Origin of the sequence: Pseudomonas sp. UM16 (assembly GCF_050312595.1) — a bacterium.
GTDB lineage: Bacteria > Pseudomonadota > Gammaproteobacteria > Pseudomonadales > Pseudomonadaceae > Aquipseudomonas.
Genome location: NZ_JBNPJT010000009.1, coordinates 167,214 through 186,654, shown reverse-complemented (window position 1 = coordinate 186,654; position 19,441 = coordinate 167,214). Strand labels below are relative to the sequence as shown.

Sequence of the window (19,441 nt, the reverse complement as noted above, 5' to 3'; positions counted from 1 at the left end):
TTCGCAGCTGTGCCGCGTCGCATCATCAGAGCGCTCAATGCGCTCAGTGCCTGTGCCTTTAGCTTGACCTTGAGCGGCTGTATCGGAACTTGGGGCATCACCCCGCAAAGCAAGACGCTGCAAGCCAATACCCTGACTACCGACGAGGCGATCCGCGAGGCCGCCCGTGATGCCCACTGGCCTGAGCAGCAGTGGTGGCGCGCCTATGGCGATCCACAACTCGATCGCTGGATCGCCCTGGCCGTCAGCAACAGCCCGAGCATGGCCATGGCCGCCGCTCGTGTACGCGAGGCCAAGGCCATGGCCGGGGTGGTCGAATCGGCCGAGAAACTGCAGGTCAACGGCGAGTCGACACTCAAGCGCCACAACTGGCCTGAAGATCAGTTCTATGGGCCGGGCGCGTTGTCGGGGGCTAACACTTGGGACAACAACGCCGCCCTTGGCTTCAGTTATGCCCTGGACCTTTGGGGCCGCGAACGCAATGCCAGCGAGCAGGCCGTGGACATGGCCCACATGAGCGCGGCGCAATTGCGCCAGGCGCAGCTGGAGCTGCAGAACAACATCGTCAAGGTGTATATCCAGCTGTCCCTGCACTTTGCCCAGCGCGATATTGTCAAGGCTGAGCTTGAGCAGCAGGAGCAGATCCTGGCCCTTGCCGAACGCCGTCTGGCCGGTGGCATTGGCACTCATTTTGAAGTCAGTCAGGCGCAGACCCCGCTGCCGGAAACCCATCGCCAGCTCGATGCCCTGAACGAAGAAATTGCTCTGGCGCGTAACCAGTTGGCGGCCCTGGCGGGCAAAGGCCCAGGGCAGGGGGCGCAACTGCAGCGTCCACAACTGGCCCTCGGTGCCGCTTTGAAATTACCCTCGGCCTTGCCTGCCGAGCTGGTCGGCCAGCGTCCTGATGTGGTCGCCAGCCGTTGGCAAGTCGCCGCCCAAGCGCGCGGTATCGACGTTGCCCATGCCGGGTTTTTCCCCAACGTCGACCTGGTTGGCGGGCTTGGCTTCATGGCCACTGGCGGTGGTCCACTGGAATTTCTCACTGGGCGCAAATTCAACTACAACGTCGGCCCGGCCATCAGCCTGCCGGTGTTCGACGGCGGTCGCCTGCGCTCGCAACTGGGCGTCGCTTCGGCCGGTTATGACATTGCCGTGGCGCGCTACAACCAGACCGTGGTCGAGGCGCTCAAGGGCATTTCCGATCAGTTGATTCGCCGTGAGTCGATGAACGAGCAACAGCACTTTGCCGCCGAGTCGGTGGCCTCGGCGCAGAAGACTTATGACATCGCCATGATCGCCTTCCAGCGCGGGCTGACCGATTATCTCAACGTGCTCAATGCGCAAACCCTGCTGTTTCGCCAGCAACAAATCCAGCAGCAAGTGCAGGCCGCGCGTTTGACGGCGCATGCCGAACTGGTCACCGCCTTGGGTGGCGGTTTGGGCGCCGGTGAGGACGTACCGGGCGAAGATAAACAGCAGGCGCCGAAAACCCCGGCAACCCTGGCGATTTTCGATAAACCGAGCCACGCCGAATGAGCGCACTGACACTACCGTTTCGCTGGCTGGCAACCCTTGAGTGGCGCCGTGGTTTCTTTGAGTGGGCGCGCACAGACGGGGTGACCTGGGTCTACATCTTCAAAGTCCTCAGCGCGGCGTTTCTGACGTTGTGGCTGGCCATGCGCCTGGAGTTGCCGCAGCCGCGCACGGCGATGATCACTGTGTTCATCGTCATGCAACCGCAGAGCGGGCATGTCTTTGCCAAGAGCTTTTGGCGACTGCTGGGGACGCTGGCCGGCTCGTCGATGATGGTCGCGCTGATTGCATTGTTTCCACAGAACACCGAACTGTTCCTGCCGAGCCTGGCGATCTGGGTGGGCCTGTGTTCAGCCGGTGCCATGCGCTATCGGACCTTCCAGGCCTACGGCTTTGTACTTGCCGGTTACACCGCCGCGATGGTCGGCCTGCCGGCCTTGCAACACCCCGATGGGGCGTTTATGGCGGCGGTCTGGCGGGTGCTGGAAATCTCTCTGGGGATTCTGGTGTCAACCCTGGTCAGCGCCGCGATCCTGCCTCAGTCAGCGGGCGCGGCGATGCGCAATGCCCTGTATCAGCGCTTCGGTGTGTTCGCCGGATTCGTTATCGAAGGCTTGCGCGGCGACAGCCAGCGCGACCGCTTTGAAAGCAGCAACGTGCGTTTCATCGCCGAAGCAGTGGGCCTGGAAAGCCTGCGCAACGTCACCGCCTTCGAAGATCCGCACATGCGCCGCCGCAATGGCCGGCTGGGGCGCATGAACAGCGAGTTCATGGCCATCACCACGCGCTTCAACGCCTTGCACCAGTTGCTTGAGCGCTTGCGCCTGCGCGGTCCGTTGCAGATCGTCCCGGCGATCGAACCGGGCCTCAACGCGCTGGCCGATCTACTCGAAGGCTATGCTGGTCGGGCGTTGACCAGCGCCGATGCCGCACGCTTGGCCGAGCAACTGGCCGCCTACAAGGAAGGCTTGCCGGAGCGGGTGCGCAGCTTGCGTGCCGCTTATGTCGAGAGTGGACCGAGCGATGCTGACCTGCTGGACTTTCACACCGCTTACGAACTGCTTTATCGCTTTGTCGATGACCTGTCCAGCTATGCGCTGACTCACGCTTCGCTGGCCGAGCACAACCATGCCCGCGAGCAGTGGGACGAGCCCTATGTAGCGCAGACCAACTGGATGGTGTCGTTGGCGGCGGGAGTGCGGGCCTCGTTCATTTTGCTGGTGCTGGGCAGCTTCTGGATCGCTACAGCTTGGCCGAGCGGGGCGATGATGACCCTGATTGCGGCCGCCACTGTAGGGCTGTCGGCGGCCTCGCCAAACCCCAAGCGAATGTCTTTTCAAATGGCCTGTGGGACCTTGTTCGGCGCCTTCGTCGGCTTTTTTGAAACCTTCTTCGTGTTCCCCTGGATCGATGGCTTTCCCTTGCTGTGCCTGGTCCTGGCGCCGGTGTTCGTGTTCGGTGCCTTCCTCGCTTCGCGCCCTGCCTACGCCGGCGTTGGCTTGGGGCTGCTGATCTTCTTTGCCACCGGCTCCGTGCCGGACAACCTGACCGTCTACAACCCCTACAACTTCATCAACGACTACATCGCCATGGTCATCGGCATGCTGGTGTGCGCCGCGGCCGGGGCGATCATTCTGCCGCCCAACAGCCGCTGGTTGTGGAGTCGCCTGGAGCAGGATTTGCGCAGCCAGGTACTGTTCGCCATCAGCGGTCGCCTGCGGGGTCTCGGTTCGGCCTTCGAAAGCCGCACCCGTGACTTGCTGCACCAGGCCTATGGCTTGGCTGCCGGTAAACCGATGGTGCAGAGCAACCTGCTGCGCTGGATGTTGCTGGTGCTTGAGGTGGGGCACGCGATCATTGAACTGCGTAAGGAGCAGGCGATTTTGCCGGTGCATCCGTGTTACGCCGAGTCGCAGCCCTGGCGCCAGGCAATCCGGGTCATGGGCCGAGCGCTGACGCGCCTGTTCCTGCAACCGAGTGCGAGCAACCACGAGCGTGCTTTGGTAGCCGTAGACCATGCCATCAGCCGCGTGCTGGCCACCGACGAACCTTTTGCCCGGCACTTCGATACCTCAGCCCTGCGTCGTGTGCAGAGCTACCTGCACTTCATCCGTACTTCGCTGCTCGACCCCCAGTCGCCGCTGGCCGCCCTGGCCCCGGCTCAAGGACAGCCCCATGCCTCGTGAAATCGCCTTCCACGGCGTCTACATGCCGACCATGACCTTGATGTTCCTGTTCGCCGCCGGGCTCGCCTGGGGCCTGGACCGATTCATCGCAAGCTATGACGGCTACCGGTTTTTCTGGCATCCGGCGCTGTTGCGCCTGTGTCTGTTTATTTGCCTGTTCGGTTCCATGGCCCTGACTCTCTACCGTTGAGACCCCTGTTGATGAAAAAGTTTTTCAGCCTGATCGCCACCTTGCTCGTGCTGGCTGCTGCCGTGGTGATCGGCCGCCAGCTCTGGGTGCACTACATGAACACGCCCTGGACCCGGGACGGGCGGGTGCGCGCAGACATCATCAACGTTGCCGCCGATGTACCGGGCTATGTGGTTGATGTGCCGGTACGCGATAACCAGTTGGTGAAGAAGGGCGATGTGCTGCTGCAGATCGATCCTGAGCATTATGAAGTGGCGGTCAAACAGGCCCAGGCTCTGGTCGCTTCACGCAAGGCCACCTGGGAAATGCGTAAGGTCAACGCCCATCGGCGCGCCGACATGGACAACCTGGTGATCTCCCGCGAGAACCGCGACGACGCCAGCAACATTGCCAATTCGGCCCTGGCGGATTATCAGCATGCTCAGGCGCAACTGGCCGCTGCCGAGCTTGATCTTAAGCGCACCCGAATTCTTGCCACCGTTGACGGCTATGTGACCAACCTCAACGTCCATCGGGGGGACTACGCGCGCACCGGTGAGCCGAAGATGGCGGTAGTCGACAAGGATTCCTTCTGGGTCTACGGCTTTTTCGAAGAGACCAAGCTGCCGCATGTGAAAGTCGGCGATCAGGCGGACCTGCAGATGATGAGCGGCGAGGTGCTCAAGGGGCATGTGGAGAGTATTTCCCGCGGCATCTACGACCGCGACAACCCGCAAAGCCGCGAGCTGATTGCCGACGTCAACCCGACCTTCAACTGGGTGCGCCTGGCTCAGCGGGTGCCGGTGCGCATTCATATCGATGAAGTGCCGGAAGGCTTTTTGCTGGCAGCGGGGACGACCTGCACCGTGGTGGTCAAGCCAGCAAAAGATCAGGGGTAGGGGGGCCACTGTAGCCGGCCTTGCCGGCGATGTGCTTCAGACGTGCCGGGAATCGACCAACACAGGGCAGCTCATCTGATCGATGACTTTGTTGCTGATCGACGGATCCAGCAAGCGCCCCAGGCGGTTCAGGTGGCGGTGGCCCATGATGATCAAGGCACAATCAAGCCTGCGGGCTTCACTGACAATCACCGCCACCGGTTCGCCCTGAAGCAGTTTGCCCTCACTCTCGAAACCCAGCGTCACCAACCGTTGCAGGGCTTGCTGCATGGCTTGGCTGGCATGGCGCTGTTCGTCAGTAGCCGCCGGGTACTCCTGCTGTTCAAAGGCTGTCACACGGTCCAAGGCAAACGCGCTGTCGATGGCCAGCACCACATGCAAGCGGTGATTGGCCGGTTGACAGTATTGCTGTGCAAGCTCCAGCAAACCTTCCGAGGCGCTGGAGCCATCAATGGCGATCAAGACGGGGCTGAGCATGCAGGGCTCCACGAAAACGAAGTCGAGCCGAGCATTGTTGGCCAACGCTCGGCGCAGATAAATGGCCTGCCATGCACTGTGTAGTTGTGTCTGGCGCAACGTGGACGTGGCTGCCAAGCTGGTAACATTATCCTTTCTGACCCCTTGGATACCTGGCAATGCAGATCCCGGATATGAACCTGTTGGTCGCCCTCGACGCTTTGCTCGATGAAGGCAGTGTGGTCGGCGCCGCGCGGCGCATGAACCTGAGCCCGGCAGCCATGAGCCGGACTTTGGGGCGTATCCGCGAGGCCATCGGTGATCCGATCCTGGTCCGCGCCGGTCGCGGCCTGGTGCCGACGCCACGGGCGCTGGCCTTGCACGAGCAGGTGCGGGCGCTGGTCGAGCAGGCCGGGCTGGTGTTTCGCAGCCGTGAGGAAGTGGAGTTGGCCACCCTGGAGCGGACCTTCAGCATTCGCACCAATGACCTGTTTATTGCCCTGTATGGCGCGCAGTTGCTGCGCACCATGCATGAGCAAGCACCACGTACGGTGCTGCGCTTCGTGCCGGAAAGTGGCGGTGATGACGACTCGATTTTGCGCGATGGGCGCAACGACCTGATTGTCAGCTCGACCATCGACCTGGGGCCGGAAATCAAGGTGCAGAGCCTGTTCAACACTATCTATGTCGGCTTGGCGCGCCAGGATCACCCGATTTTCGACGAGCCTATCACCCCAGAGCGCTTTGCCGCCTACCCGCAGATCAGCGTGTCGCGCCGCGGCCGCGCCAATGGCCCAATCGATCTGGAACTGGCCAACTACAAGGTGCAACGCCACGTCGCGTTGATCACCCCAAGCTTTCACTCGGCGATGTTTTCCCTGCCCGACTCCGACCTGTTGCTGCCAATGCCGGCCAACATTCTTACCAGTGTGACCAAGCTCGGCCTGCCGCTGCGTTCGTTCCGTATTCCGCTGCCGATGGAGCGGGTGACGGTGATGCAGGCCTGGCACCCGCGTTTTGACAACGATCCGGCCCACCGCTGGCTGCGCCAGACACTCAAGGCCTGCTGTAGCGAGAGCCTTTGACGCCAGGATTGCGTTTGCTGCACTCGTAAACTGCCAATATGTCAGTTTTCGTCATCATTGCCGCTTCATAGACTTCTGCCGGTAGTTGTTCCCCCCGGAGATGTCTTCAATGAGTTCGTTAACCGCGCAGCCCTCTGCTGTCGCGCCCGTGCCTGTGGCCAGCCCCGCAACGCCTGCAGTATTTGGCCTGCGGATCGTGGTCGGGTTATTGGGGGTGTTGCTGGCGGTGCTTTGTGCCGGCCTTAATGAGATGGTCACCAAGGCTTCGCTGGCCGACATCCGTGGCGCCATGTTCATTGGTGCCGATGAAGGCGCCTGGCTGATTGCCGTGTATGCCGCCGCCTCGGTCTCGGCCATGGCCTTCTCGCCGTGGCTGGCAGTGACCTTTTCCCTGCGCCGCTTCACCCTCTGCGCGATCAGTGCCTTTGCCCTGTTGGGGCTGTTGCAACCCTATGCTCCGAATCTTTCCAGCCTGATGCTGCTGCGCATTTTGCAGGGCCTGGCGTCGGGCGCGTTGCCACCGATGCTGATGAGTGTCGCCCTGCGTTTTCTACCGCCGGGGATCAAGGTCTATGGCCTCGCCGGCTATGCCCTGACGGCCACCTTCGGGCCCAACCTGGGCACGCCGTTGGCAGGTTTGTGGACGGAGTACGTCGGTTGGCAATGGGCATTCTGGCAGATCATTGTGCCGTCGTTGCTGGCCATGGCCTGCGTGGCCTGGGGCCTGCCGCAGGACCCGCTGCGCCTGGAGCGTTTCAAGCAGTTCGACTGGCGTGGCGTGCTGTTCGGTTTACCGGCGATCTGCTCGCTGGTGATCGGCCTGACCCTGGGCGATCGCCTGGGTTGGTTCGACTCGCCGCTGATTTGTTGGTTGCTGGGCGGTGGTCTGGTGCTGCTGGTGGTGTTCCTGTGCAACGAATGGTCCGAGCCACTGCCGTTCTTCAAGCTGCAGATGCTCAAGACCCGCAACCTTACCCACGCGTTGGTGACGCTGTTCGGGGTGTTGATCGTGCTGACTGCGGCGATCCTCATTCCCTCCAGTTACCTTGCCCAGATCCAGGGTTATCGCCCGGCGCAGACCGCGCCGCTGATGCTGCTGGTGGCGCTGCCACAGTTGCTCGCGCTGCCACTGACCGCCGCCTTGTGCAACATCCGGGCAGTGGATTGCCGTTGGGTCCTGGCCATCGGCCTGGGCATGTTGGCGCTGTCCTGCGCGCTCGGCAGTCAGCTCACCAGCGTGTGGATTCGCGACAACTTCTACCTGCTGCAGATGCTGCATATCTTCGGTCAACCGATGGCCGTGTTGCCGTTGCTGATGCTTGCCACTGGCGGCATGAGCCCGCAGGACGGCCCGTTCGCTTCCGCCTGGTTCAACACCGTCAAAGGCCTGGCCTCGGTGGTTGCCACCGGTTTACTTGAAGCCCTGACTACGCTGCGTCGCCATTTTCATTCCAACGTGCTGGTCGACAACCTGGGCAACTCGCCGTTGGCCGACAGCGCGGCGCCCGGCCTGGCCAAACGCATTCACGAGCAAGCCCTGGTGCTGACCTCGGCTGACCTCTACCTGTGCATGGCGGTGCTCGCCGGCGCCTTGATCCTGCTGATTCCTTTTGTCCCTACCCGAATCTATCCACCACGTGCGGTGGCCTAGGTACCTGTTCTGAGAGATACACATGACGACAATAACGACTCATCGAAAAACCGCCTTGATCGTGGCCGCGCTGGTGCTTGCCGGCCTGGCTGGCCTCTGTGTACCGCTGTTGCTGGGTGGCACCAGCGAGCAGAGCACCAACGATGCCTATGTTTCAGCTGACTACACGGTGGTTGCGCCGAAGGTGGCGGGCTTCATCAAACAAGTGCTGGTCGACGACAACCAGCAGGTCAAGGCCGGGCAAGTGCTGGCGCTGATTGACGACCGTGACTATCAGGCCGCCCTGGCGGCGGCGCAGGCGCAACTGTTGATGTCCACTGCGCAGCAGCACAATGCCCGGGCTACCCTCGAACGGCAGGCCTCGCTGATCGCCCAGGCGCAGGCGGCGGTAAACGCCAATCAGGCTGAATTGGCGTTCGCCAACCATGAGTTGACACGCCACAGCCGCTTGGCCGAGCAGGGCGCCGGTACTGTGCAAAACGCTCAGCAGGCACGCAGCCGGGTTGATCAGGCCAGCGCGCGGCTGAGCAATTCACACGCGGCGCTGGCTGCTGCGCGCAAGCAAGTGGATATTCTCAGCGCGCAAGTGGACAGTGCCGAAGGCGGTTTGAAGCATGCCCAGGCGAGCCTGGAACGGGCGCATCTGGACCTGTCTTACACCCGCATTGTGGCACCCATCGACGGCATGGTCGGCGAGCGCGCGCTGCGGGTCGGCGCCTACGTCAATCCGGGGGCGAAACTGCTATCGGTGGTGCCGTTGGCACACGCTTATGTGCTCGGTAATTTCCAGGAAACCCAGCTGACTCATGTACAGCCTGGGCAACCGGTGCAGATCCGTGTTGATACCTTTGCCGATGAGTACCTGAAGGGGCACGTTGAAAGTATCGCTCCGGCGACGGGCGTCACCTTTGCTGCGGTCAAACCGGACAATGCCACCGGTAATTTCACCAAGGTCGTGCAGCGCATTCCGGTGAAGATCGTCTTCGATGCCGATCAGCCTTTGCTCCAGCGACTGCGCGTGGGCATGTCGGTGGTGGCAACCATCGACACGCGTGCCAAATTGGCCGCGGGCAACGAGGTCAGCAGCCGATGAAACCTGCGTTCGCTTTATGCCCCTTGCTGTTGAGCGTGTTGGCCGGTTGTACCCTGGGCCCGGATTTTCACCAACCTTCCAGCCAGGCACCTGCCAGTTGGGCACCCCTGCAGGAGAAACCCGCGCCAAGCCAGGCCCTGGCCGAACCGCTGCAGCAACGCTGGTGGGAGGACTTTCATGACGCCAAGCTCAGTGCGCTGATCGAGCGTGCCAGTCAGCGCAACCTCGACTTGCAGATCGCCAGTGCACGTCTACTGCAAAGCCGAGCCTTGCGCAGCAGCATCGCCTCAGAGCAGACCCCAGCCGTCGATCTCGGCACCGGCTACAGCCGCGCCCGCAACAGCGCGCAAGGCCTCAATGATCCGTCCGGTGAGGGCGGCAAGTCAGCCTTCAACTTGTGGCAAGGGGATCTGACTGCCAGCTGGGAGCTGGATTTGTGGGGGCGGGTAAGGCGGCAAGTCGAAGCCGCCGACGCAGTAGTGGAGGTCGCCGAGAATGACCGTCGGGGCGTGCTGTTGTCGTTGCTGGCCGAGACGGCGGGCAATTACATTCAGCTGCGTGCGGTGCAGAGTACCCTGGCGGTGACGCAGGAAAACCTTGAGGTCTCGCGCCATAGTTTGCGCCTGTCACAAATGCGTTTGCGCGATGGTGTCGCCACGGCCCTGGACGTGGCCCAGGCCAGTGCGCAAGTGGCTTCGATCGAAGCACGCCAGCCCACCTTGGAGGAACGCCAGGCGCAATTGATCAACGCCTTGAGCCTGTTGCTGGCCGAACCGCCGCGTAGCTTGCAGGCTGAACTGTTGGCGCCGGGTGCCATGCCAGCGCCGCAGCGACGCTTTGCTATTGGTGTGCCCTCGGAACTGGCCGAGCGCCGTCCGGACATCCTTCAGGCTGCCGCCCAATTGCACGCAGCCACCGCCAGCATCGGTGTGGCCAAGGCGGATTTCTATCCGAGCATTCGGCTGTCAGGCAACGTTGGCTTTCAAGCGCTGCAGTTGTCCGACTTTGGTGGGTGGGATTCGCGCCGTTTCGGCATCGGGCCGCAGTTGAGCCTGCCGATCTTCGACGGTGGACGACTGCGTGGCGTGCTCCAGTTACGTGAAGCGCAGCAGCAGGAAGCGGCCTTGCACTATCAGCAGGTGGTACTGCGCGCCTGGCATGAAATCGACGATGTGCTGCGTCTGTATAACGCCAGTCAGTTGCGCCGCGACCTGTTGGCCGAAGCCGTGCGGCAAAACCGCATTGCCCTGCAGACGGCGCAGCAACAATACGTTGAAGGCGCAGTGGATTTCCTCAATGTACTCAGCGTCCAGGGCGCCTTGCTGGCCAGCGAGGAGCAATGGGTGGAGAGCTCCGCGAGCGTGTCCCAGGCCTTGGTGGGTTTGTACAAGGCGCTGGGCGGTGGCTGGCAGGCCTTCGATCCGGCAATGACCGCAGCCGTTACAACGGGCGACTAAGGCCGAAGCGCTTTTTCAGCACGCTGTCCAGGAGCATGCGCGGCAGCCAGCGGGCCATCAACGGCAGCGCACGGCTGCCGTTGCCCAGGCGCACCAATGCTGGCGTAGGCTGTTTTTGCACAGCGGCGAGCAGGCCTTGGGCGAAATCCGTAGCCGACGTTGGGCGATCTTGAGAGGCGCGAGCACGGGCGTGAATCTGTTCGCGCAACGGCCACCACGGTGAGTCGGCGGCCAGCACCTGTTCCGCCTGAGTCTGGGCATTGTCGGCAAACTGCGTGGCAATGGCGCCCGGTTGCACCTCCATGACGCGGATGCCCATCGGCGCCAGCTCCAGACGCAGGGCATCGCTCAGGGCATGCACGGCGGCTTTCGAGGCGCAGTAAGCCCCGGCAAATGGCGTGACCAGCACACCGGAAACGCTGCCGATGTTCACCACCAAGCCCTTATTGCGACGCAACGCCGGGAACAGCGCACGAGTGACCCCGACCAGGGCAAATACGTTGGTTTCGAACTGGCGCTGCATGGCCTCGACGCCACCATCGAGCAGTGGGCCCATGGCGCCGTAGCCGGCGTTGTTGATGAGGATGTCGAGGCCACCATGGGCCGATTCGATTTGCGCACTCAAGCGTTGCAGGGCCTGGGCGTCGTTGACGTCCAGCTGTCGTCCGGTAAAACCGGCCGACTGCAGGCGCGCTACATCTTCGGCTTTACGCGCTGTGGCCCAGACCTCATGGCCGGCCTGTTTGAAACAGTCGGCCAGGGCGCGGCCAATACCGCTGGAACAACCTGTGATGAGGACGATGGGCATGGACGATCCTTCGTTAGTTGGAAAAGTTGCCGCGCAGCTGTTCGGCCCTGAACTCCAGGGATTGCGGGCGATAACCCGAGCGCAAGGGAGGTAAGGGCAGGCAATCACTCCATTCGGTTCCAGGTTGCAGATCACCTGGGCCACGATAGCGCGGTGCACCGTAGGTATTTTCGCTGAGGTTGACGCTATCGCCTGGCGCATAAGCCGCTACACGCCAGCGCAATGTTTGCAAGGGCACGTCGTTGCCGTTTTTCATGTGCACGTGCAGGGGGCGATCGGCCGGGCAACTGTCAGGAGCGTAGGTTAGACGCAGGTCCAGGCGGGCCAGTTGGCGGGTTTCGCGGTTGTCTTGCCAGATCACCCAGAGCGCCACCAGTCCCAGGCCGAAGAGTGCCGACAGGGAAATGGGCAGGGCTTTGGCCGGGTAGCGCAGTAGCAGGACCAGCCAGGTGAGGACGAGAAAAGCGCCGATAAGCATGAACACAGCCTTGTGTGCGGGTGTGTTTTCATCCTAACCGTAAAAATGCCTGCCCTCAAAAAACATCGCCGGCAAGGCCGGCCCCTACAGTGATCTTTGTCAGACTCAAATGCTGAACCGGACACAGAATTTGTAGGAGCCGGCCTTGCCGGCGAAGGGCTTTAAACCAGCCCCGGGGTTACTGCGCGATGGTTTTGATCGAAATCCCACGCTCAAGCGGCGTCGAGCGGCCATAGATATCTTCGAAACGCTCGATATCGTCTTCACCCAGGTAGCTACCCGACTGCACTTCGATGATCTCCAGCGGGATCTTGCCCGGGTTGCGCAGGCGGTGCACCGAGGCGATCGGGATGTAGGTGGACTGGTTTTCGGTGAGCAGGAACACGTTCTCGTCGCAGGTCACTTCGGCGGTGCCCGACACCACGATCCAGTGCTCGGCACGGTGGTGGTGCATCTGCAGCGACAGGCAGGCGCCCGGCTTGACCGTGATGTGTTTGACCTGGAAGCGCCCCCCCATGTCCACCGAGTCGTAGGAGCCCCACGGCCGGTACACTTCACAGTGGTTCTGGGTTTCACTGCGGCCCTGTTCGTTGAGGGTGTTGACCAGTTGCTTGACGCCCTGGACCTTGTCCTTGTGGGCAATCATCATGGCGTCTTTGGTCTCGACCACAACGATGTTCTCAAGACCAATCACCGACACCAGTTTGCCGTTGCCATGGATCATGCAGTTGCGGCTGTCCTGGACCACTACATCACCTTTGGTGACGTTGCCGTTGGTGTCTTTTTCGTGCACGTCCCACAGCGACGACCAGCAACCGACATCGCTCCAGCCGGCACTCAGCGGCACCACGCAGGCGCGCTGGGTCTTTTCCATCACCGCGTAGTCGATGGAGTTGTCCGGGCAGCAGGCGAAGGTGGCATCGTCGATGCTCAGGCTGTCGCCATCTTCGACGCTGCGTTCCAGGGTCAGCAGGCAGGTGTCGTAGATGTCCGGATCATGCTTTTTCAGCTCTTCGAGGAAGCGGCTGGCACGGAACAGGAACATGCCGCTGTTCCAGAAGTAACCACCGGCCTGGACGAACTCCTTGGCGCGCTTCTCATCGGGCTTTTCAACGAACTGGGCAACCCGGCTGACACCTTCGGGCAGCAGTGCGTCCTGGCTTGATTTGATGTAGCCATAACCGGTTTCCGGTTTGGTCGCCGGCACGCCGAACAGCACCATCTCGCCACGTTCGGCCGCCACGGTGGCCAGGGCCAGGGCACGTTGCAGGGCTTTCTGGTCGTCGATCACATGGTCGGCCGGGAGCACCAGCATCAGCTCGTCACGGCCTTCATTGACCAGTTTCATTGCCGCCAGTGCCACCGCCGGAGCGGTATTGCGACCGAAAGGTTCGAGCAGGATGCCCTGGGTTTGTAGCTTCAGGTTGCTCAGTTGCTCGTTGACGATGAACTTGTGGTCCTTGTTGCAGACCACCAGTGGCGTGTCCATGCCTTCGAACACCAGGCGCTCAATGGTTTGTTGGAACAAGGTGTGTTCACCGGTCAGGGCCAGGAACTGTTTAGGGAACTGTTTGCGCGACAAGGGCCACAGACGCGAACCGCTACCGCCGGACAGGATGACTGGAATCATGAGTGTTCTCCGAAGATTGAAAGAGGCAGTTGATTAACGGGTCGATACCGGGCGCTTGACCCAGACCGGCGACAGGTTGCTGCCGGATCCGGTGACGTAAAGCACCGCTGCTTCGCCGCGCTCCAGAGCCACCGGCTTCAGATCGCTGACTTTTTTGTCGCCTTCATACAGGGCCAGGCTGACCTTGACCGGGTTGATCTCACGCTCGCCACGGGCCTTGGCGGCTACCGGCTTGACCACTTCGGTCTTGCCGTCGGCGGTTTTCAGGGTCAGGGCCTGGTCGCTGAGGTTCTGCACCCGCACCAGGGATTTCTGTTTGTTCTTGAACGGCGGCTCCTCGACCAGTTGCGGCTGGCCCGAGGCGTTGTTGACCAGGGTGTAGTAGTGATCGGAGGCGAGCTTGACCGGCACGCTCTGGCTGCCGAGCTTGGCGCTGTAGTCGCCCTGCGGCATGAAGCTGAAGTCGCTGCTGGCCTGAGCCGCCACGTCGGTGATCTGGGTGTTACCGACGCTGGCGCTGACCGTTTGGTTGCTGGCGTTGTAAATGCGCACGAAGCTCGAACCTTTCGGCGCGCTGGGGCCATACAGTGCGGCGTCGGCGCCGGCGAAGGCCTGCAGGGAGAGCAGACTCAGACCTGCGGCCAGGGCGCAGGCTTTGGCGATGCGGTGCTTGGTAGTGTGCAAGGTCATGGATGTTTCCTCTTCAGTTTTGCGTCCGGGTGGACGACAGAGCCAGGTCTTGGTTGGCAGTTCGGGTTTTCTTCAGTTCAGCGATCCACTGCGGGTCGAAGTCGCTGAGGTCGTTCTTCATTGGCAGATAGCGTTCCGGGAACTCCCAGATCAGCACCTGTGGGGCGCTGTCTTTGAAGGCGTCGCTCTTGAGGTACTTGAGCATCGGCAACAGCGGGCCATGGCCGTCTTCGGCGTAATTGACCACGTCGCTGCGCAAGGCCTGCTGCAGGGCGCCGAGGAAGTTCCAGTTGGGGTTGGCGCTGTAGCTGGTACCGACCAGCGCCACCGGGATTTCGTTGTCGGCGAACAGCGCATCGCCACTTTCTGCTGGCGCTTGGGCCGGTCGGGTGCTGCGTTGCTGCAAGGTGTCCGGTGCTGGCAGCAGGTTGCTGAACAGTGGGTCGAGCGGCAGGAAGTTGGTCAGGTCACCCTTGTACGGTGCGCTCTGACGCTGCTCGGTGATGAACTGCTGCGGCTCGCCGCTGAGCAGGTTCTGGCGGTTGACGGCTTCGGCCAGGTGCTGGGCAACCACCTCGGCACCCATTGGCGTCCAGTGGGTGTCGGTGCGCAGGAACAACTGGCCACGGGTTTTGGCTGTCGTTAGTGGCGCCAGCAGGTCCGGGGCAAACACGCCAGCTTGACGGGCCTGAGCATGGAACTCGTTGTACAGGTCACCGTGCAGGCTGGCCGGGGTCTGCTCGCCCAGGTATTCGCTGTACAGGCGTGCCTTGGCCGGCACGATGGCCAACACCAGTTGCACGCCGCGCTGCTGCAAGGTGTCGCGCACACCACGGATCAGTGCCAGGTTTTCCTGCTCGAACTGATCGCTGTTGGCGACCGGCTTGAACTCCTCGTCGCTGAACAGCCACTGCTCGCGGCCCAGGACTACCCCTGGACGGCCTTCGTTGAACAGTTTGAAGTCCAGCGCCGCCCACAGGTTGGTGGCGATGCGCTTGAGCGGGAACTGCTCGTCGTAGTGCGTCTCGGCGGCCTTTGCCAGTTTGCCGTCGAGCACGCTCATCTGCGCGGTGCGCTGGAAGCTGCCCAAACCGCCCAGCGACCACAGGCCAAGGCCCAGCAGCAAGAGCATGAACAACACGGAGTAGAGTTTGCGTAATGATCGGGTCATGGTCGGCTCACTCAGAACTGGAAGTAGAGAAACGGCGAGTAGCTTTGTGCCGAGAGCTTGAGGATCGAGGCGACGAACAACAGCAATACCAGTGCGCGGCTGGCGTATAGGCCCCAGTCCAGGCTCAGGCTGCCGTCGGCATGCACCGCCACCGGGCTGGCTTTGGGCGCGGGCTTGGCGTTGCGGTAGAAGTCGCGCAAGCCAAAGAACGCCAGGGTCGCGTAGGCCACTGCCAGCGTTGCCATCTGCAGGCTGGTCAGGTTGGCGCGGTTGAGCTCGGACAGCTGCCAGTCACCGAAGCTGAACATGGCGCCGTACATCCGTCCGGCGACGTCGAGGTTTTCGGCGCGGAAGATCACCCAGCCGACCACCACCAGGAGGAAGGTGAAGGCCCACTTGATCGGGTTGAAGCGCTGCGGGTTGGTGTCCAGGCCCAGGGCTCGCTCGATGGCCAGCCACATGCCGTGCCAGGCACCCCAGATGATGTAGGTGAAGTTGGCGCCGTGCCACAGACCACCGAGGAGCATGGTCAGGAACAGGTTGCGGTAGGTGGCGAGGGTGCCGCCACGGTTGCCTCCGAGAGTGATGTACAGGTAGTCGCGCAGCCAGGTCGACAGGCTGATGTGCCAGCGCCGCCAGAACTCGGTGATCGACTGGCTGATGTACGGTTGCTTGAAGTTTTCCATGAAGCGGAAACCCATCATCAAGCCCAGGCCGATGGCCATGTCGCTGTAGCCGGAGAAGTCGAAGTACAGCTGTGCGGTGTAGGCCAGGGCACCGAGCCAGGCGTCACCGGTAGTCGGGTTCTGCAGGGCGAAGCAATGGTCGGCGACCACGGCCAGGGTGTCGGCAATGAATACCTTTTTGATAAAGCCCTGCATGAACCGCGTACAGCCTTCGGAGAACTTGTCCAGGGTGTGGGTGCGATGGTTGAACTGGTCGGCCAGGTCCTTGAAACGCAGCACAGGACCGGCGATCAGGTGCGGGAAGATCGCCACGAACGCGGCAAAGTCGATCAGGTTGCGTGTAGCCGGGGTGTCGCCGCGGTAGACGTCGATGATGTAGCTGATCGACTCGAAGATGTAGAACGAGATGCCGATCGGCAACAGCACGTGGGTGAGGATGAACGGCTCAAGACCGAACGAGGTCATGATCGCGTTGATGCTGTCGACACCGAAGTTGGCGTACTTGAAGTAGCCGAGGATGCACAGGTCGACCGCGACCCCAAGCAGCAGCCAGCGTTGTGCTGGTTTGGTGCGCACACCGGCGGCACCGACTTTCAGGCCGATCCAGTAGTTCCATAGGGTGACTCCGGCAAACAACGCCAGGAAGTCCACTCGCCACCAGGCGTAGAAGATGTAGCTTGCCAGCAGCAACAGGGCGTTGCGATAGCGTTGCCCGCTCAAGTAGTACAAGCCGAGAAAGATCGGCAGGAACAGGAACAGAAACACATTGGACGAGAACACCATCCCGATCTCTCCTTGTCGTTATCCATATCGGGGCAGCAGCCCCCCAAACCCCCCGTGGAAAACCACCGGAGGCAACCAAACTGACTAACCCTGTGGGAGCAGTGAGCCTTACTTTTTCTGTTCGGCCTGAGGGTCATAGACCCGGGTCAGGTCGCCGCCGAGACGGAAACTCTTGAACGGCTGCATGTCGCGCTTGCGCTCCAGCTCATCGGCGCTGCAGCGGTAGAGGCTGCACCAGGGTTCGAGCCAGGCGTATTTGCTGTCGATCTTGAGATCGTCCATGTCCTGCTTTTCACCGTTCTTGGCCTTGAACGGGCTTGGGTCTTTCGACCCGGACAGCACCCGCTCACCCAGACGCTTGAGCGCACCGTTGTTTTCCGGACGTACATCAACGCCGTTGACTTGGGCGAAGCTGGCGATCATCGCCAGCGGCGGCAGGGCGTAGTTGTGGTAAGCCAGGGCGCGCTGTTTGCGCTTGAGCTCATTGGGCAAGAAGCCCTGGGCATCGACCTGGTTGGCAGCAACCCGGTATTCCTTCACCGACCAGTCGAACAGGTCGCGGCGGTCGGTGGCCACGGCAGTCGCCATGACTGACCAGGCAGCCCAGTAGGAGTGGTTGTTGATCTTCTCAAGGGGCAGATCGCTCCAGTCCTTGACCACTTGATCGGCCAGGCGCGCGAACCATTTCTCGATCTGCTCGGCTTCCTGTTGGTGCGCGGCCAGCGGCATGGAGTTGGAGAACTTCAAGTGCAGCCACGACGCGCTCAGACTGCCCAGCGCCCATTTGCGCATGGACTTGCCGGTGTGGTTGTAGTCGGTGGACATCAGCGCATCGGCGCGGGCCCAGCTACCCAGCCACGCCAGGGCGCAATCGAGCTGCTGCGGGCGGCCATCGCGCATGTATTGCATGACCTGCTTACTGACCCCGCGCTCCAGCGTAGTGATGCTCGCGGTGGATTCGCGGAAGGCCTTTTCCGAGTCCTTGTTCAGGGTCGCACGGGCCTTGTCCGAGCCTTCGTACTTGCTGCGAAACTGCAGCTTGCCGGTGTACGGCTTGGGAATGGCTTCGCATTTGTAGTCGCTGGGGCCGCTCTTGAGCTTTTCGATACCGGCGTAGTAACCCTGTGGCGGCACTAGCCCGGCAGCCTGCGCGGCCGGGCCGAACAAGGCCAGGGCGAGCAGGGTAGGAGCGGCGATCTTGTTGAGTCTGTTCATGTGCGCCTCACTGGCCAGCGTGCGCGGTACGTTGCGCATTGCCGGCGAAGTTGTTGCGTTTACACAGCGTGGCCTCGACCTTCTGGGTACCGCTTTCTGGGCCCTGGACCTCCACAGCAAGCAGGGTCTGGCTGGCCCAGTCTTCATCCTCGCGCAGCTGGAAGGCGAAGCGGCCATCGGTGTCGGAGGTCTCGGGTTTTTCGATCTTGACGTCTTCGTGACGGCCGTTGAGGTACCAGAGGGTAGCCTGCAGGACCTTGACCGAGGTGTCCTCGAACTTGATGTCCAACTGGTGACGGCCATTGGTCAGGTCCTTGATCACGCCCCCCTTGCCGTTGACCATCAGTTCGTTCTTGCCCGGTTTGAGCGTGGCACTGGCGTGCATCTGCGCAGGACGACCTTCGCAGCCGTTGTCGAGCAGCGCGAGCATCTGCCGCCAGATGGTTTCCTGGTCCAAACGATACAGCGGCGAGAATTCCCAGATGAGGATCTTCGGTGGGTTGTTCTTGAAGTCGTCGCTGCCCAGGTACTGGATCATCGAACCCTCAAGGCCACCGCCGGGGAAGGCGACGTTGAGTACATCGGCACCGATGTACTGTTCCAGGAAACCGGAGAAGTTGTAGTTCTTACCGCTGTGGCTGGTGCCGACCAGGGTGATCTGCGGATTGCCGGAATCGCCGAACAGGTCGTCACTGCCGCTTTCGCCCTTGGGCTCGGTGGTGAACTGGTCCATGTACTGCACGGCATAACTGGTGCCGCACAATTGCCCGGCGACGTTATGCAGGGTGCCGGTCTTGCCCATGCGTCCGGACTTGTGGCTTTCGAATTCGCGCTGTGGAATGCCTTCGAACGCAGGCATCTTGTGCACGGTGTCAGCCACGATCTTGGCTGCGCGCTCGGCGCCGTAAGGCGTCCAGTGCTGGTCACCGCGGAAGTAGAAATCCTTGCCCTGATCGGCGGCGGCCAGTTGCTCGTTGGTCAGCGGCGACAGATCGGGCACGTTGTAGCCCATCTTGCTGAAGCGGGCGAGCATCGCCTGGTAGTTGCCCAGGGCCTTTTCATAGTTGAACGCCGCTTTTTCGGCTGGCTTGAGCATGTTGCGGTTCACCAGGCCGCGAGTCGGCTGGTACACCACTACCAACTCGACGCCACGGGCCTTGAAGGCGTCGTGCAACTGCTGCAGGCGTTTGTAGCCGGCTGCAGTGGTGTTGAATTCGGTACGCAGGTCTTCGCGAGTGCGGAACAGCCAGTCACCCTGGGCTTGCACCAGGGTGGTGAAGTTCTGTTGGTAGCGGGTGGTGTAGCGGCTGGCGTCATGCGCTTCGGGGCACAACTGGCAGCAGGGCGCAGCGCTGAAGGTCGGCGCCTGTACGGTGTCGGCCTGCGCGCCGCTGCTGATCGCCAGCATGGCAGCACTCAGACCAAGCAATTTCATCAGGTGTGGAGTCATG

General features: G+C 61.9%; 17 protein-coding genes. 8 read left to right on the top strand and 9 right to left on the bottom strand.

Annotated features, from left to right (window positions below):
• Positions 1 to 9 precede the first annotated feature (9 nt).
• The 4 genes from ACQRAX_RS12975 to ACQRAX_RS12960 are packed head-to-tail and all read left to right on the top strand — an operon-like array spanning position 10 to position 4,787.
• Positions 10 to 1,536: an efflux transporter outer membrane subunit gene (locus ACQRAX_RS12975; RefSeq protein WP_412039859.1), complete on the top strand. Its 1,527-nt coding sequence runs from the start codon at positions 10 to 12 to the stop codon at positions 1,534 to 1,536.
• A complete protein-coding gene (locus ACQRAX_RS12970; protein WP_412039858.1) occupies positions 1,533 to 3,719 on the top strand; it encodes an FUSC family protein in 2,187 nt (728 codons plus the stop codon). The genes ACQRAX_RS12975 and ACQRAX_RS12970 overlap by 4 nt, the downstream gene beginning before the upstream one ends.
• Positions 3,709 to 3,909, top strand: coding sequence for a DUF1656 domain-containing protein (locus ACQRAX_RS12965; protein ID WP_038607063.1), 201 nt, complete (start codon positions 3,709 to 3,711; stop codon positions 3,907 to 3,909). Before ACQRAX_RS12970 ends, ACQRAX_RS12965 begins: the two co-directional genes overlap by 11 nt.
• An 11-nt stretch (positions 3,910 to 3,920) precedes the next feature.
• Positions 3,921 to 4,787 carry an efflux RND transporter periplasmic adaptor subunit gene (locus ACQRAX_RS12960; protein ID WP_412039857.1) on the top strand — a complete coding sequence of 289 codons (867 nt, stop codon included), beginning with the start codon at positions 3,921 to 3,923 and terminating at the stop codon, positions 4,785 to 4,787.
• Positions 4,788 to 4,823: 36 nt separating this feature from the next.
• Here the strand turns inward: ACQRAX_RS12960 and ACQRAX_RS12955 are convergent, their stop codons facing one another.
• Positions 4,824 to 5,264, bottom strand: coding sequence for a universal stress protein (locus ACQRAX_RS12955; protein WP_412039856.1), 441 nt, complete (start codon positions 5,262 to 5,264; stop codon positions 4,824 to 4,826).
• Between the two features lie 158 nt (positions 5,265 to 5,422).
• Here ACQRAX_RS12955 and ACQRAX_RS12950 point away from each other — a divergent pair, with 158 nt between their 5' ends.
• The 4 genes from ACQRAX_RS12950 (at position 5,423) to ACQRAX_RS12935 (ending at position 10,529) form a co-directional block, all read left to right on the top strand.
• Positions 5,423 to 6,328: a LysR family transcriptional regulator gene (locus tag ACQRAX_RS12950; RefSeq protein ID WP_412039855.1), complete on the top strand. Its 906-nt coding sequence runs from the start codon at positions 5,423 to 5,425 to the stop codon at positions 6,326 to 6,328.
• 109 nt (positions 6,329 to 6,437) lie between these two features.
• A complete protein-coding gene (locus ACQRAX_RS12945) occupies positions 6,438 to 7,979 on the top strand; it encodes an MFS transporter (protein WP_412039854.1) in 1,542 nt (513 codons plus the stop codon).
• 31 nt (positions 7,980 to 8,010) lie between these two features.
• Complete coding sequence (locus ACQRAX_RS12940; RefSeq protein ID WP_412039911.1) at positions 8,011 to 9,072, top strand: HlyD family secretion protein; 1,062 nt, start codon at positions 8,011 to 8,013, stop codon at positions 9,070 to 9,072.
• Positions 9,069 to 10,529, top strand: coding sequence for an efflux transporter outer membrane subunit (locus tag ACQRAX_RS12935; protein ID WP_412039853.1), 1,461 nt, complete (start codon positions 9,069 to 9,071; stop codon positions 10,527 to 10,529). The genes ACQRAX_RS12940 and ACQRAX_RS12935 overlap by 4 nt, the downstream gene beginning before the upstream one ends.
• On the opposite strand, the gene ACQRAX_RS12930 is transcribed toward ACQRAX_RS12935, so the two are convergent.
• From ACQRAX_RS12930 to ACQRAX_RS12895, 8 genes are all read right to left on the bottom strand, one after another.
• Positions 10,513 to 11,337 carry an SDR family oxidoreductase gene (locus ACQRAX_RS12930; protein ID WP_412039852.1) on the bottom strand — a complete coding sequence of 275 codons (825 nt, stop codon included), beginning with the start codon at positions 11,335 to 11,337 and terminating at the stop codon, positions 10,513 to 10,515. The two genes, ACQRAX_RS12935 and ACQRAX_RS12930, sit on opposite strands and share 17 nt — an antisense overlap.
• A 13-nt stretch (positions 11,338 to 11,350) precedes the next feature.
• Positions 11,351 to 11,815, bottom strand: a complete 465-nt coding sequence (locus tag ACQRAX_RS12925; RefSeq protein ID WP_412039851.1) for a multidrug transporter — start codon at positions 11,813 to 11,815, stop codon at positions 11,351 to 11,353.
• Positions 11,816 to 11,993: 178 nt separating this feature from the next.
• A complete protein-coding gene (locus tag ACQRAX_RS12920; RefSeq protein WP_412039850.1) occupies positions 11,994 to 13,445 on the bottom strand; it encodes a mannose-1-phosphate guanylyltransferase/mannose-6-phosphate isomerase in 1,452 nt (483 codons plus the stop codon).
• Between the two features lie 33 nt (positions 13,446 to 13,478).
• A complete protein-coding gene (locus ACQRAX_RS12915) occupies positions 13,479 to 14,135 on the bottom strand; it encodes an alginate O-acetyltransferase AlgF (RefSeq protein WP_412039849.1) in 657 nt (218 codons plus the stop codon).
• 13 nt (positions 14,136 to 14,148) lie between these two features.
• Positions 14,149 to 15,306, bottom strand: coding sequence for an alginate O-acetyltransferase (locus ACQRAX_RS12910; protein WP_412039848.1), 1,158 nt, complete (start codon positions 15,304 to 15,306; stop codon positions 14,149 to 14,151).
• Between the two features lie 11 nt (positions 15,307 to 15,317).
• Positions 15,318 to 16,775, bottom strand: coding sequence for an MBOAT family O-acyltransferase (locus ACQRAX_RS12905; RefSeq protein ID WP_412039847.1), 1,458 nt, complete (start codon positions 16,773 to 16,775; stop codon positions 15,318 to 15,320).
• Between the two features lie 108 nt (positions 16,776 to 16,883).
• Positions 16,884 to 17,990 carry a mannuronate-specific alginate lyase gene (locus ACQRAX_RS12900; RefSeq protein WP_412039846.1) on the bottom strand — a complete coding sequence of 369 codons (1,107 nt, stop codon included), beginning with the start codon at positions 17,988 to 17,990 and terminating at the stop codon, positions 16,884 to 16,886.
• Positions 17,991 to 17,997: 7 nt separating this feature from the next.
• Complete coding sequence (locus ACQRAX_RS12895; protein WP_412039845.1) at positions 17,998 to 19,440, bottom strand: alginate O-acetyltransferase; 1,443 nt, start codon at positions 19,438 to 19,440, stop codon at positions 17,998 to 18,000.
• Between the last annotated feature and the right edge of the window lies 1 nt (position 19,441).